Consider the following 14,404-nt stretch of genomic DNA (forward strand, 5'->3'; position numbering starts at 1 on the left):
GTCTTGAGGTGGCTTTCCTGCTCGTTCACGAGCCTCGCGAATTCGCGGTAATGGTCCTGCGCGTTGAGGCGAACGGCGTGCTGCAGCGTCGCGACCGTATCGGGGTTCCAGGCGTGTTCCTCGCCGCGCAGCCGATAGGCGTATTCGCCGCCCACATCGAGCGCATGGCGATAGATCGGCGCATCGCCGAAGGCGTCGCGGTGGCGCTGCACGTTCTCGACTGCCACCTCCTCCATGCCAATGCCTTCGATCATGGTGGCGGTGCCGAAGAAGTCGCGGTTGACGAAATCGGACCTGAGGCCGACCGCATCGAAGATCTGCGCGCCGCAATAGGATTGGTAGGTGGAGATGCCCATCTTGGACATCACCTTGAGCAGGCCCTTGTCGATGGCCTTGATGTAACGCTGGACGATTTCGTCCTCGTCCACCTCCTTCGGCATCTCGTCCTTCATGGCGAGAAGCGTCTCGAAGGCCAGATAGGGATTGATCGCCTCGGCGCCGTAACCGGCAAGGCACGCGAAGTGATGGATCTCGCGCGGCTCGCCGGATTCCACCACGAGGCCCACGGAGGTGCGCAGGCCCTTGCGGATCAGGTAATTGTGCACCGCCGCCGTTGCGAGCAAAGCGGGGATCGGGATGCGGTCCGGACCCACCATGCGGTCCGTCAGGATGATGATGTTGTAGCCGCCGTGAACCGCGGCTTCGGCGCGGTCGCAAAGCCGGTCGAGCGCGCCGTCGAGCGCTTCCGCGCCGAGCTCCGACGGGTAGGTGATGTCGAGAGTCTTGGTGTCGAAGCGATCCTCGAAATGCCCGATGCAGCGGATCTTTTCCAGATCCTCGTTGGTGAGGATGGGCTGGCGCACTTCAAGCCGCTTGCGGCGCGAGGTTCCTTCGAGATCGAGGATGTTCGGGCGCGGGCCGATGAACGACACGAGGCTCATGACGAGCTCCTCGCGGATCGGGTCGATCGGCGGGTTCGTGACCTGCGCGAAGTTCTGCTTGAAATACGTATAAAGCAGTTTCGGCTTGTCGGAGAGCGCCGAGATCGGCGTGTCGGAACCCATGGAGCCGACCGCTTCCTGGCCAGTCACGGCCATGGGCTGCATGAGCAGCTTGAGGTCTTCCTGGGTGTAGCCGAAGGCCTGTTGCCGATCGAGCAGCGACACGTCGGTGCGCGACTCGCGCGCCTGCACGGGCTTGAGGTCTTCGAGCACGATCTGCGTGCGCTTCAGCCACTCTTTGTAGGGGTGGGCGTTGGAAAGCTGCTGCTTGATTTCGTCATCCGAGACGATGCGGCCTTCATCGAGGTCGATGAGCAGCATCTTGCCGGGCTGCAACCGCCACTTCTCGACGATCTTCTCCTCGGGAATCGGCAGGACGCCCATCTCGGAGGCGAGCACCACGAGCCCGTCATCGGTGACCAGATAGCGCGCCGGGCGGAGGCCGTTGCGGTCGAGCGTCGCGCCGATCTGCCTGCCGTCGGTGAAGCAGACGGCGGCGGGGCCGTCCCAGGGCTCCATGAGAGCAGCGTGATATTCGTAGAAGGCGCGCCGATCCTCGCCCATCAGCGGGTTGCCGGCCCATGCTTCGGGGATCAGCATCATCATCGCGTGGGTGAGCGAGTAGCCGCCGCGCACGAGGAATTCGAGGGCGTTGTCGAAGCACGCGGTATCGGATTGGCCCTCGTAGGAAATCGGCCAGATCTTGGAGATATCGTTGGCGAACAAATCCGAATCGACGGAAGCCTGCCGCGCCGCCATCCAGTTGACGTTGCCGCGCAGCGTGTTGATCTCGCCGTTATGGGCGACCATGCGATAGGGATGCGCGAGCTGCCATGTGGGGAAGGTGTTGGTGGCGAAGCGCTGGTGGACGAGTGCGAGCGCACTCTCGAAGCGCGGGTCCTGCAGATCGAGATAGTATTTGCCGAGCTGGTGCACCAGCACCATGCCCTTGTAGACGATGGTGCGCGACGACAGGCTGACGGGGTAATAGCCGGAGGTGCGCGCGTCCTTCATGTCGTAGACGGCGTTGGAGATGACCTTGCGGGCGAGAAACAGCTTGCGCTCGAAAGCCTCCTCGTCGTCCGACGCCTTGCCCTTGCCGACGAAGATCTGCCGGTGCAGCGGCTCGCCGGCCTTGATGCTCTCGCCGAGGTCGCTCGAATCGACCGGCACCTCGCGCCAGCCCAGCACCTGCAATCCTTCGGCGGCGATCGCCTTGTTGACGATCTCTTCGACGAGGGCGACGCCCGCGGGGTCGCGGGGCATGAACAGGTGCCCGACGCCGTATTCACCCTCGTCGGGCAGCCAGATGCCGAGCTTCGCGCATTCGGCCGCGAAAAAGCGGTGGGGGATCTGCACGAGGATGCCGCAGCCGTCGCCGCTCTTCGGATCGGCGCCCACCGCGCCGCGGTGGTCCATGTTCTCGAGGATGCGCAGGCCCTGCTCGACGATGGTGTGCGTCTTGCGGTTCTTCATGTCGGCGATGAAACCGACGCCGCAGGCATCCTTTTCGCGCGCGGGATCATACAGTCCCTGGGCCGGCGGAAAGGCGGGATCGCGGCCGAAAGGTGCGGTGTCGGGAGCACCCTCATGGCGTGACCGAACGGCGATCGGCAGGCTCTCGATGGACGCCTCGCTCATGGCAGCACTCCGACTCGTTTCAGGTCCTCGGCTCATTCCAGATCCTCACATCCGCTCAGACACATCATGGCAGCAATCGCGGCGGCTTTGGGTCTGTGGGAGAATTGGATCCCGTCGCCCGCCGTTCTTGGTCTTGGAGGGTCGGGTTCCTTGACTGGCGCCCGCTCCTCGCGGGCTCACCGGGCTGTTGTCAGCCGAGATTAGCCCGTCCCGCCCACGTTTTGGGGGCGGCGTTCGTGGTGTCTCGTTTCGTTCGCGTCTGGCGAAGCATCAAACAATATCCCAAGGGCGAGAAGCGCACGCGCTTCAAATGGGACAGCATGGCTGTCCTAATGACAGGCAAACTGGCAGACTTCACCGCAACGCACAAGAGGGTGCGCCGAAGTTTTAGCTAAAAATTTCGCCGGATGCGCCCGCTGTGCAACAAACCCACGATTTTTCGAGTCGGCGCGAAAGACTTCGCCGATAGGTCAATGTCCTTGACATGAGAAGCGCAGGCGGCAGGGTGCTGCGCCGAAGGAGAGTGTTTTCGATGAATTTTGCCAGCGACAACATCGTGGGCGCCAGCGCCCCTGTCATGGAAGCCTTGATGAAGGCCAATGCGGGAGCGATGCCAGCCTACGGCAACGACGAGTTGACCGCGCGCATAAAGGCGCGCTTCGCCGACATCTTCGACCGTGATGTGGCGGTCTTCCTGGTGACGACGGGCACGGCCGCCAACGCGCTGGCCCTGGCCTCGGCGGTTCCCCCCTGGGGGCTGTGCGTCTGTCACGAGGAGGCGCACGTGATCGACGACGAATGCGGCGCGCCCGAATTTTTCATGCACGGGGCAAAGCTCAAGGGCCTTCCCGGTGTCGGCGGCAAGATTCGGCCCGAGGCCCTGACCGCCTATCTCAAGAGCCTGCCCAAAGCCGTCAAACAGATGCCGCCCAAGGCGCTTTCGATCTCGCAGGTCACGGAATGCGGGATGGTCTATTCGACGCAGGAGATCGCGGCGCTCGGCGCGGTCTGCCGCGAATATGGGCTCTTCTTCCACATGGACGGCGCCCGTTTCGCCAACGCGCTGGTCTCGCTCGGCTGCACGCCGGCGGACATGACCTGGAAGCTGGGCGTCGATATCCTGTCCTTCGGTGCGACCAAGAACGGCTGCCTGATGGCCGAGGCGATCGTGGTGTTCAATCCGGTTCTTGCGGAGGCGATGGATTACCGCGCCAAGCGGGCCGGCCAGATCATCTCGAAAGGGCGTCTCATCGCGGCGCAATTTCAGGGCTATTTCGCCGAGGATCATTGGCTCGATAACGCCCGCCACGCCAACCTGATGGCGAAGCGGCTGTCGGATGGGCTGCTCCGGCTGCCCGGGGTGAGGCTCGGCTGGCCCACGGAGGCCAACGAGGTGTTTCCGGTGGTCCCGAACCGCGTCCACGCGGCGCTGCAGGAAGCTGGCGCCCGTTACCTGACCTGGACGGAAATCAGCCTGCCGCCGGAGGAGCGCATCGGTGCGGACGAGGAATTGATCCGGCTGGTGGTGTCGTTCGCCACGACCGAGGCGGACATCGCCCGCCTGCTCGAAGTGGCCGCATCGGCAACCGGGCGGCAGGCTGCCGAATAGACATCAAAAAGGCGCCCCGGAAGACCGGGGCGCCTCGAAAAACGCCGGACGATTACGCCGCCTGCTTGGCCTCGATGGTGGGCCCGGCCGCGGGCGTGGAAATCGGGATCAGCTTCGGCTTCTTCGCCTCCGGAATCTCGCGCACGAGATCGAGGTGAAGCAAGCCGTTCTCAAGGCTGGCGCCTGTCACCTGAACGCCGTCTGCGATCTGGAAACGTCGCTCGAAGCTGCGCGCCGCGATGCCCTGATGGAGCAATTCGGTCTTACGCGGCTCGGCGGGCTTCTTCTCGCCTCGCACCGAGAGGGAATTTTCCTTTACCTCGATGGCGAGATCCTGTTCGGTGAAACCGGCCACCGCGATGGTGATGCGGTAGGCATTCTCACCGGTGCGCTCGATGTTGTAGGGCGGATAAGTCGGGGCCGCGTCGACGCCGACCGATTGGTCGAGAAGCGCGAACAGGCGGTCGAAGCCGACCGTATTGCGGTAGAGGGGAGCAAGATCGAACTGTCGCATGGCATATCCTCCATTAGAAGCAACATGCAGAAAACGGACCACCACGATGGGCTGGGCCGCGGGATGTGCCGCCATGAGGCCGGCACGATTGTGATCTGGGAACGGCCGGGAGCGGTGTCAAGAGGCGGATGGTCAACGCGAGAATTGCCCCTATAAAGGCACTTCGCGCCGCTTAGAGAACCCCGCCGTGCTTCAACTTCTGGCCACTCCGGACAACCCGCTCCCGCCGCACCCGCACCTGGTGGAAGTGAAAACCAGCGATGGCCTGAAACTGCGGGCCGCCTATTGGCTTCCCGAAGGCGGCAGCCGAAAGGGCACGGTCTGCATCCTCCAGGGCCGGGCCGAATTCATCGAGAAATACTACGAGGTGATCGGCGAACTGCTCGAGCGCGGCTTCGCGGTGGCCGCCTTCGATTGGCGCGGGCAGGGGCTGTCCGGGCGGCAGGTCAGGAATGCCCGGAAAGGGCATGTGCGCCGGTTCGCCGATTTCCGCCGCGATATCGAGGCGATCCGCGACCAGGTGCTGGTTCCGTTCATGCCGGCGCCGCATTTTGCGCTGGCCCATTCCATGGGCGGAGCGATCGCTCTCGGCGCCGCCTATGAGAGCTGGCTGCCGTTCCGCCGTCTGGTCACCACCACGCCCATGATCGCGATCGCGATGGTTCCTTACGCAAGAGCCACCGCCTTCCTCATGCGGATCCTGCGGTGGCTGGGTTTCGGCAAGGCTTTCGTGCCGGGCGGCGGCGCGACATCGATCACCACGAAGCCCTTCAAGGGCAATCGGCTGACCGGCGATCCGGTCCGCTATGCCCGTAATGCGCATGCGGCACAGGCCATCGGCGACGGAGCCATCGGCGCGCCCACGGTCTCGTGGCTCGATTCGTCCTACCGCTTCATGAAGCGCTTCACCGATGCGCGCTACGCGCCGAAGATCCGCCTTCCGACGATGGTGATCGCCGCCGGTGCCGACCCGGTCTGCGCCACGCCCGCAACGGAACGCTTTGCCGCAAGGCTCAAGGCAGGCCACGCCATTGTGATTCCGGGTGCACGGCATGAGATCCTGATGGAGACGGACGACATCCGCGAACAGTTCTGGGCCGCCTTCGACGCCTTCATCCCCGGAACGCCCGACGGGACTTTCGAGCCGAACCCGGAGCCGGCCGTCCTAACGGCTCAGGAGTTCGATGGCGGCGGCATGGACCCGGCGATCGCCGGCCGCGACGATACGCCCGCCCTGAGCGGCTGATCCGCCGTCCCATGACGTAACGATGCCGCCCGCGCCCTCGATGATGGGGATCAGCGCCACGATGTCGTAGGGCTTGAGGCCGGATTCGACCACGAGGTCGACGTGCCCCGCGGCCAGCATGCAATAGGCGTAGCAATCGCAGCCGTAGCGCGCGAGCTTGGCGACACTCTCGACCCGGTCATAGGCCCGCAACTCGTCGCCCGCAAAGAGCTTCGGGCTCGTGGTGGAGATGATCGCGTCCTTGAGCGAGGCGCAGCGGCGCGTCCGGAGCTGGCGTTCGCCGCCCGGGCCCTGATAGGTCGAGCGGCCGCCATCGCCGAAGAAGCGTTCGCCGGTGAACGGCTGGTGCATCATGCCGAAGGCCGGTTGCCCGTTGCGGGACAGGCCGATGAGGGTGCCCCAGGTAGGCAGGCCCGCGATGAACGCACGGGTGCCGTCGATGGGATCGAGCACCCACACATATTCGGCGTCCTCCCGCTCGTTCCCGAACTCCTCGCCCACGACCCCGTGGGTCGGAAACGATCGCTTGATAATCTGCCGCATGGTCGATTCGCCGGCCCGGTCGGCCTCGGTCACCGGGTCGAAGTCCCCGCCGCGGGATTTGTCGTCGGTGGCGATGGCCGTCCGGAAGAACGGCATGATGGCCTGACCGGACACGGTCGCGAGCTCATTGACGAATTGCGAGAAGTCGATGACCGCCATGGCGGGGTTAATCCTTCGTATTTCGCGGCGACTTTGCCGATTTGCGCGAGAGGTGACAAATTTAATCGCCAACTCCCTTGGCGTGCCGTCCGCCTTCCGCTTTTATCAAGCGCATTCGCCCGGGCAAGTGACCCCTGGCACCTGATCGGACAATAACAAGAATGAATTTGGCTTCTCCTACGGCCGTGCGGCAACGCRAAACGGCTTACGTTCTGATCACGGCCCTCATCGCGGTCTATGCCCTCAGTCAGTTCCTGCGCAATTCGGTCGGCGTCATCGCCGGCGACCTCGCGGGTGAATTGGCCCTGTCGGCGACCCAGATCGGGCTCCTGTCGAGCACATTCTTCTTCTCCTTCGCGGCGGCGCAGATCCCCGTCGGGATCGCGATGGATCGTTACGGTCCGAAAAACACCATGCTGGCGACCGCTGTGCTGGCTGCCGCGGGCACCCTCCTGTTCGCGATGGCGCCCTCCGCCACCACGCTGATCGCCGCGCGGGCGCTCATGGGCCTCGGATGCTCGACCTTCTTCATGGCGCCCCTGCTGATCTATGCGCGCCGCTTCCCGCCCGAGCGCTTCGCTAGCCTGACCAGCCTCCAGATGGGTTTCGCCAATCTGGGGACGCTCGCGGCGACCGCCCCGCTTGCCGCCTCGGCGGCGGTCATCGGCTGGCGGGAGACCTTTTTGGGCGTGGCGGCGCTCGTGGTGGTCGTCGCGATTGCCGTCGTGGTCGCGGTCCCGCGCGATTCGCGCCAGAAGACCGGCGTGGAGAGCTGGGCCTCGGCCTTTCGGGGCGTCGGCGAATGCCTGAAGGTCAGATCGTTCTGGCCCGTCTTCTTCGTCCACCTCACCGCCTATTCGTGTTTTGCCACCATGATCGGCCTGTGGGGCGGCCCTTATCTCACGGACGTTCATGGTGCCGACCACTCGGTTCGCGGCAACATCCTGCTGCTCGGCGCGACCGCGCAGATGATCGGTCTTTTCGCATGGGGCGCCATGGATCGGTTCTGGGGCAGCTACAAGCGTCCGGTGCTGGCGGGCGGATTGGTGAGCGCCATCCTGCTGATCGTTCTGGCGGTCTTTCCGATCGACCGTACCGCGGCAACCGTCTGGTTCGGCCTGTTCGGCTTCGCGGTGGCCTTCACGCCCATCCTGACGGCGCACGGCAAGTCACTGTTTCCGCCCAATCTCACCGGACGCGGCATCACCCTGATGAATATCGGGGCCATCGGCGGCGCGTTCCTGTCCCAGAGCGTGACCGGCGTGCTGATGGATGCCGTCGGGCGCTCGTCTATCGGTGTCTATCTCCCTGAGGGATACCGGCTGGTCTTCGCCGCTTTGGCGGTCTGGCTCCTGGTCAGCCTCGCCTTCTACACGCGGGCCGTCGACCCGCATCCTAGCAGGCATGCGCGGAACGCATAGAAAAACCGATAAAATGTTGTTGCGTTTTGTGCGCTGCATCTATATTTTGTGCATTGCGGTATGGCGATTGGCGTCGTCCTACCGTTGCCCTTCTTGGGCGTTTCCTCCCTAAACTTCGGGCCGCTCGCAAGGGCGGCCTTTTTTTCTGCCGGCATTGGTCTGCGAGACTACTCGGCGGCGATTCTGTGGGGGGTCACTTCGCCACCCAGATCGTCCATCACCTGCCGGAAGGCGTGCTGGAGGTCCGCCGCGAGCGTGGCGAAGCCGGGCTTCTTCTCCAGCGTCCGCTCCTCCATGTAGATCGCCCGGTTGATCTCGATCTGGAGCGCGTGCCGCCCGAGGGCGGGTTCTCCGTAATGCTCGGTGATGAAGCCCCCCGCATACGGCTTGTTGCGGACCACCGTGTAGCCGCGCCCCCGAAGGGCTGCTTCCATCAGGTCGGTCAGCACCGGCGCGCAACTCGTCCCGTAGCGGTCACCCAGCACCACGTCGGCTTTGGCGCCCTCGTCGCGATTGACGCTGCTCGACGGCATCGAATGCCCGTCGATCAGGATTGCTTCGCCGAACGTCTGGGCGGTGCGCCGTACGAGCTGCCGGAGCATCCGGTGATAAGGCTTGTAGAGCCATTCGATCCGCCGCAGGGCCTCATCCACCGGAAGGCGTCCACAATAAATTTCCTGTCCGTCCGCGACGATCCGCGGGATCGTCCCTAAGCCGCCGGCGACGCGCATGGAGCGAGTATTGGCGAATGAGGGAATGCGTCCGTCGAACATGCGCGAATCGAGCTCGTACGGCTCCCGGTTGAGATCGAGATAGGCGCGCGGAAACTGCGCCGACATCAGGGGAGCGCCAAGCTCGGCCGCGGGTGCGAAAAGCGCATCCACATACGCATCCTCCGAGCGCCGCAGCGCCAAGGCGTCGAGGCGCGACTGGGCCAGGAAAGAGGACGGGTAGATGGCCCCCGCATGCGGAATATTGAACACGAGGGGCAGCGTCTGCGCCGGCGGCTCGATGATGACGAAAGCGGGGTCGAACTCGTCGATGATGGCTGGACGCATCCGGGACACTGGCTTTGCTGGCTTTCCACCAATCGTGGTATCGGGCCAGTTTAAGCCAGCGGCCCGATCTGTCCACGACAATGCTCGCGCGGGAGCGCAGGTTTTTCACGGGTTATTTACCCGGACCCGTCATGAAGAGGCGATACATCGAGACGATTTGGGGCTTGCGGCTGATGAAGATCCTTCTTGCCGAAGACGACAACGACATGCGCCGCTTCCTCGTGAAGGCGCTGCAGAACGCCGGCTATGAGGTCGCGTCGTTCGACAACGGTCTTTCGGCCTATGACCGGCTGCGGGAGGAACCCTTCGAGCTTCTCCTCACCGACATCGTGATGCCCGAAATGGACGGCATCGAGCTGGCGCGCCGGGCCACCGAGCTCGACCCGGAGATCAAGGTGATGTTCATCACCGGCTTCGCCGCCGTCGCCCTGAACCCGGATTCGCAGGCGCCCCGCGACGCGAAGGTGCTCTCGAAGCCCTTCCACCTGCGCGATCTGGTGGATGAAGTCGATAAAATGATGGCCGCCTGAAAAAGGTCGCCCTCACGGCTTGCGCACCCGCGCGCTAGCCGGTATATCGCGCTCCACACCCGAAACGGGGCGCAAAATCGCCGTTTCTCGGGCGCGTAGCTCAGCGGGAGAGCACTACGTTGACATCGTAGGGGTCACAGGTTCAATCCCTGTCGCGCCCACCATTTGCTTATTGGCGGCCTTACCCGTGAGGCCGCAGGAGACCGGACATGAAGATCCGCAACTCGTTGAAGTCGCTCCGCGGCCGTCACCGCGACAACCAGCTGGTTCGTCGCAAAGGTCGCGTGTACATCATCAACAAGACCCAGAAGCGCTACAAGGCCCGCCAGGGTTGAGTTGCGTCGCGGCCGGACGACGTTCCGCCGCACGGTTTTATGAATTGACGGCGCATACCGGGATCCCCAAAGATCCCGGTATGCGCTTTTTTGTGCTTGCCCTGATCGCATTGCTCGGCCTTTCGGCGCCTGCGGCCCTGGCGCAGGGTGCGCGCCGTTCCGAGGATGCACCGGGCCAGACCCGCAAGCCGCCCAGCCGCTCCCCGTCCCGCGCCGTCACCCTCGACACGCTGTTCGAGCGGCTGGCGAAAGCCGAAACCGAGATCGAGGCCCAAGGCATCGCGGGCCTGATCGAGCGCCGCTGGTCCCGTTCCGGGTCCGACACCGCCGACCTTCTGTTGAATCGGGCTTCGCAGGCCGTCGAGAAGAAGGAGCTCGATCTCGCGGTCGAGCTTCTCGACCGGGTGGTGACGCTCCAGCCAGGCTGGGCCTCGGCCTGGTACACGCGCGCGACCGTTTTCTACCAGCTCGAGGATCCGGTGGCCGCCATGGCGGATCTTAACCGCGCCCTGAAGCTCGAACCCCGCCATTACGCCGCGTGGGCGGGCCTCGGCCAGATCTTCATGGCCGGCGACGACAAGGCGCGGGCCCTCGAAGCCTTCCGCCGCGCCCTCAAGATCAACCCGCAGATTTCCAGCCTCCAGCCGATCGTCGAGAAGCTGGGGCACGAGATCGAGGGGCTCGATCTCTAGAGTGGAAAAAAGCGATATCCGGCTGCGGTCCCACGCATGAAAAGCCTTTTCGTCATCGGTGTGGCCGCGGCGTTTCTCCTCATTGGCTGCGCCATCTTCACGGCCCTCTACGCCCGGCTGATGGAGGCCCGCTACCCGCCGACCGGCCGGTTCCTCGATGTCGACGGGCTTCGCCTGCATTACGTGGACCGATCTCCCGCAGGAAGGGAGCCCGGGGTCACCATCGTGCTGCTGCACGGGGCCTCGTCCAATCTGGCTGAATCGATGCTGGGCCTCGGCGACGCGCTTACCCATCGCTACCGGGTGATTGCCTTCGACCGGCCGGGGCATGGATACAGCGCGCGGGCACCCGGGCTGGAATCGGCCGAGCCCGCCGATCAAGCGCGGGTCATCGCCAATGCCCTTCGACAACTCGGCATTGGCCGGGCGCTCGTCGCGGGTCATTCGTTGGCGGGCGCGATCGTGGCTCGTCTCGCCCTCGATCACACCGACGTCACGGGCGGCATTCTGATCCTGTCGGGCGCCACCTATCCGTGGCCCGGCGGCGAGATTTCCTGGTATCACCGGCTGGCGGCATCGTCCTTCGGACGGCTCGTCACCGCCACCATTGCGACGCCGCTTGCTCTCATGATCTTTCGGCCCGTAGCCGCCCAGAGCTTCGCCCCGCAGGACATGCCGGAGGATTTTACCTGGCGCGCGCAGATCGGATTGCTCCTGCGGCCCGACACCATGCTGGCGAATGGCCGCGACGTCGCGGTGCTCCACGCGGCGGTCGAGCGGCAAAGCCCGCGATACGGTGAAATCCGCATGCCCGCGACGGTGATCGGCGGCGATGCGGACGACGTCGTCTGGACCGATCTGCACAGCCGCTCGTTCGCACGGGACGTGCCCGACGCCCAACTCGTCGTCCTGCCGGGCATCGGTCATATGCCGCAATATGTGCGCGGCGACCTCATTTGTCGTGAAATCGACACCCTGGCGGACCGCATGGCGGTCCCTGCCAGGGCGGATTGAGAAATCAGGCCTTGGCGGCGTGTTCGGGACTGATGAACGCGACCCGCACCATGTTGGTGGCGCCGGGCGTTCCGAAAGGCACGCCCGCCACGATGATGATGCGCTCGCCGACCTGCGAGAAGCCTTCACGGACCGCGAATTTGCAGGCGCGGAACGCCATGTCGTCGACGTCGCTCGCATCCTTGGTGCGGATGGGGTGCACGCCCCAGACCAGGGCCAGCCGACGGGCCGTGTCGGCATTGGGGGTCAGAGCGAGAATCGTCGAGTTGGGGCGTTCGCGGGCAATGCGGAACGCCGTCGAGCCGGACGAGGTCCAGGCTGTGATGGTCTTGAGCGCCAGCGTATCCGCGATCTGGTGCGCGCCGGCCGCGATGGCGTCCGAGCCGGTCTGCTCCGGCGGCGTCGCCTGGCTCCGCAGGATCGTCCAATAGCTCTGGTCCTGCTCCACCTCTTCGGCGATGCGGCTCATGGTGGCGACCGCCTCGACCGGATACTGGCCCGAGGCGCTCTCCGCCGAGAGCATCACCGCATCGGCGCCGTCATAGACGGCCGTTGCCACGTCCGACACCTCGGCGCGGGTCGGAACCGGCGCGACGATCATCGATTCGAGCATCTGGGTCGCCACCACAACGGGTTTGCCGAGACGGCGGGCCGTGCGGACGATGAGCTTCTGGATGCCCGGGACCTTTTCCAGCGGCATTTCGACCCCGAGATCGCCGCGCGCCACCATGACGGCGTCGGAGATTTCCATGATCTCGTCGAGGCGCGTGATCGCCTGAGGCTTTTCCAGCTTCGACATCACGAGCGCACGCCCCTGCGCCACCTTCTTGACCTCGGCCACGTCCTCGGGACGCTGCACGAAGGACAGGGCGATCCAGTCGACCCCCGCATCGAGGGCCGCTTCGAGATCGGAGCGGTCCTTCTCGGTCATCGCCGCCACGGGGATCACCGTGTCGGGCAGGCTGACGCCCTTGCGGTTGGAAATCCGGCCGGCGACCTCCACCTCGGTCAGGGCCGAGCCTTCCTTCACGCTCTTCACGCGCAGGCGAAGCTTGCCGTCATCGATCAGGATCGTGTGGCCGGGCTCGAGCGAGGACAGGATTTCCGGGTGCGGAAGATGCACGCGCTTCGCGGTGCCGAGCGTCTTGTTGGCATCGAGGGTGAAGGCCTGTCCCTTGACGAGCGTCACGCCATCGTTCTCGAACATGTCGACGCGCAGCTTCGGGCCCTGCAGGTCGGCCAGAATGGCGATGGGCCGCTTGAATTTCGCTTCCACCGCCCGGATCATCGCGACGCGTTCGCGCAGCTTCTCGCGCGGCAGGTGGCTCATGTTGAGGCGGAAGACGTCGGCGCCCGCTTCAAACAATTTGGCGACCATTTCGGGATTCTCGGAAGCCGGTCCCAACGTGGCCAAAATTTTCGTGCGCCGTCCGCGTCTCATTCTCATTGCCCCCCTGGGCGGTTCGTTTCCGTGAGCTGGATCGTCCAGCTTTTCTGTTCACCCGTATCGACCTCGAAGAAGCCGCTGCGATCGAAGCCCCGGGCCAGGCAATCTTCGGTTCCGCGCACGGTGAATTCGCGTTCCCGCGTGCACATGAAGGAGCGGCCGCTCCATTCGCCGCCGCGGTCGTAATCCATCGCATAAACGTAATAGAACCGGCCCGAGAGCTGCCCCTTGAGAAGGGTCTCGCAACCCCGCGAGTTGAGGTTCCACCAGCCCTCCGTCACCCAGCCCTGCGCGTCGCGGTAGCCGAGCGCGATGCCGACCCGGCTCGACGTCATGTTGCACAGGCGCAGATCCGCCCGCGCAGGCGTCGCCGCCACGAGCGATCCCGACGCTAGAGCGAAGGCGAAGCCCAGAATGGTGCCGGCACGACGGCCGACGCCGAGACTTCGCCGCCAGCCAGGAGCCGATGAGAAAAATGCGGCGGTCATGGATGTATGTTCAGGTCGTTCAGGATGAAGAAATCGCACAATGCTTCGACGAGTATGGGGAATCCTTGTCGGCTAGAAGCCGGGCCGCATCAAGACCCTGCCGGCATTTCATCCCGGCTAAGCTCGGGAAAAGTGCCGCCTTGAAGGCTTCGGCGCGGCAAAACCCCTTGTTCGGAGAGGAGACAGGCTCGGCAGGCCGTCACCGCGCCGAAGGCGGCCGCGGCCGCGCGGCCCAGATGCCGAGCAGGATCAGGGCCCCGCCGAGGCTCTGGATCAGCGTCAGCGCTTCACCGAGGATCAGCCAGCCGAACAGGGCGGCGACAATGGCCTCGAGGAAGATGACAAGCGACGAGAAGACCGGCGGAAGCCGCCCGAGCGCCACCGCCAGAAGCCCTTGCCCGCCCGCCTGGCTGATGAAGGCCATGGCGGTCAGCGCCGCGATACCCTGCCACGTATGCGGCACGAGCCGCGTATCGAACAGGATGGCGACGAGGAGAAGCACCGCCGCGGTGATGAGGCCGGCCTCGAACGTCACCCGAGCGGCGCCCGCGCTGTCGCGCGCGCGCCCGACGGCCAGGAAATAGAGACCGAAGAAGAAGGCCGTGCAGATGCCGAAGATGTCGCCGCGGATGCGGGCCGGGTCGACCTGCAGGCTCTGGCCGATCAGCGCCGCCCCCCCGAGCAGGCAAAGGACAAGTCCCACGAT

Annotated in this window: 14 protein-coding genes and 1 tRNA gene; 8 read left to right on the forward strand and 7 right to left on the reverse strand. The window is 64.8% G+C overall.

Translation table 11 applies throughout. The features are described from left to right. The coding region (locus AC1DVM_RS19480) for a glutamate synthase central domain-containing protein (RefSeq protein ID WP_477257161.1) at window positions 1–2,642 on the reverse strand (2,642 nt) is incomplete at its 3' end. Between the two features lie 532 nt (window positions 2,643–3,174). On the opposite strand from AC1DVM_RS19480, the gene AC1DVM_RS19485 reads away from it, so the two are divergent. Further along, window positions 3,175–4,251 (forward strand): threonine aldolase family protein, encoded by a 1,077-nt coding sequence (locus AC1DVM_RS19485; RefSeq protein ID WP_477257163.1) that lies wholly within the window; start codon window positions 3,175–3,177, stop codon window positions 4,249–4,251. Between the two features lie 52 nt (window positions 4,252–4,303). On the opposite strand, the gene AC1DVM_RS19490 is transcribed toward AC1DVM_RS19485, so the two are convergent. After that, the gene (locus tag AC1DVM_RS19490) at window positions 4,304–4,765 is read right to left on the reverse strand and encodes an Hsp20 family protein (RefSeq protein ID WP_477257164.1); all 462 of its coding nucleotides are present in this window, start codon (window positions 4,763–4,765) and stop codon (window positions 4,304–4,306) included. A gap of 187 nt (window positions 4,766–4,952) precedes the next feature. Here AC1DVM_RS19490 and AC1DVM_RS19495 point away from each other — a divergent pair, with 187 nt between their 5' ends. Continuing rightward, on the forward strand, window positions 4,953–6,011 hold the full coding sequence (locus tag AC1DVM_RS19495; RefSeq protein ID WP_477257166.1) for an alpha/beta fold hydrolase: 1,059 nt from the start codon (window positions 4,953–4,955) through the stop codon (window positions 6,009–6,011). Here the strand turns inward: AC1DVM_RS19495 and hisN are convergent. Continuing rightward, window positions 5,931–6,713, reverse strand: coding sequence for a histidinol-phosphatase (gene hisN / locus AC1DVM_RS19500; RefSeq protein ID WP_477257168.1), 783 nt, complete (start codon window positions 6,711–6,713; stop codon window positions 5,931–5,933). The genes AC1DVM_RS19495 and hisN overlap by 81 nt on opposite strands. Window positions 6,714–6,874: 161 nt before the next feature. Between hisN and AC1DVM_RS19505 the strand changes: the two genes are divergently transcribed. Beyond that, window positions 6,875–8,134: an MFS transporter gene (locus tag AC1DVM_RS19505; protein WP_477257169.1), complete on the forward strand. Its 1,260-nt coding sequence runs from the start codon at window positions 6,875–6,877 to the stop codon at window positions 8,132–8,134. A gap of 167 nt (window positions 8,135–8,301) precedes the next feature. Here the strand turns inward: AC1DVM_RS19505 and AC1DVM_RS19510 are convergent, their stop codons facing one another. After that, window positions 8,302–9,192, reverse strand: coding sequence for an N-formylglutamate amidohydrolase (locus AC1DVM_RS19510; RefSeq protein WP_477257171.1), 891 nt, complete (start codon window positions 9,190–9,192; stop codon window positions 8,302–8,304). Window positions 9,193–9,365: 173 nt separating this feature from the next. Between AC1DVM_RS19510 and cpdR the strand changes: the two genes are divergently transcribed. From cpdR to AC1DVM_RS19535, 5 genes are all read left to right on the forward strand, one after another. Beyond that, window positions 9,366–9,722: a cell cycle two-component system response regulator CpdR gene (gene cpdR, locus AC1DVM_RS19515; RefSeq protein ID WP_477257184.1), complete on the forward strand. Its 357-nt coding sequence runs from the start codon at window positions 9,366–9,368 to the stop codon at window positions 9,720–9,722. Window positions 9,723–9,811: 89 nt separating this feature from the next. Then, a tRNA-Val gene (locus tag AC1DVM_RS19520) sits at window positions 9,812–9,886 on the forward strand. 45 nt (window positions 9,887–9,931) lie between these two features. Then, the gene (gene ykgO / locus AC1DVM_RS19525; RefSeq protein ID WP_150941987.1) at window positions 9,932–10,057 is read left to right on the forward strand and encodes a type B 50S ribosomal protein L36; all 126 of its coding nucleotides are present in this window, start codon (window positions 9,932–9,934) and stop codon (window positions 10,055–10,057) included. Window positions 10,058–10,137: 80 nt separating this feature from the next. Beyond that, window positions 10,138–10,749: a tetratricopeptide repeat protein gene (locus tag AC1DVM_RS19530; protein ID WP_477257174.1), complete on the forward strand. Its 612-nt coding sequence runs from the start codon at window positions 10,138–10,140 to the stop codon at window positions 10,747–10,749. A gap of 36 nt (window positions 10,750–10,785) precedes the next feature. Continuing rightward, window positions 10,786–11,763 (forward strand): alpha/beta fold hydrolase, encoded by a 978-nt coding sequence (locus tag AC1DVM_RS19535; RefSeq protein ID WP_477257176.1) that lies wholly within the window; start codon window positions 10,786–10,788, stop codon window positions 11,761–11,763. A gap of 4 nt (window positions 11,764–11,767) precedes the next feature. On the opposite strand, the gene pyk is transcribed toward AC1DVM_RS19535, so the two are convergent. From pyk to AC1DVM_RS19550, 3 genes are all read right to left on the reverse strand, one after another. Then, a complete protein-coding gene (gene pyk, locus AC1DVM_RS19540; RefSeq protein ID WP_477257178.1) occupies window positions 11,768–13,204 on the reverse strand; it encodes a pyruvate kinase in 1,437 nt (478 codons plus the stop codon). 2 nt (window positions 13,205–13,206) lie between these two features. Further along, on the reverse strand, window positions 13,207–13,698 hold the full coding sequence (locus AC1DVM_RS19545) for a DUF1036 domain-containing protein (RefSeq protein WP_477257180.1): 492 nt from the start codon (window positions 13,696–13,698) through the stop codon (window positions 13,207–13,209). A 199-nt stretch (window positions 13,699–13,897) separates the two neighbouring features. Further along, window positions 13,898–14,404 (reverse strand): DMT family transporter (locus AC1DVM_RS19550; protein WP_477257182.1); only part of this gene is annotated, 507 nt, incomplete at its 5' end.

Source organism: Microvirga sp. P4_A5 (assembly GCF_056402495.1).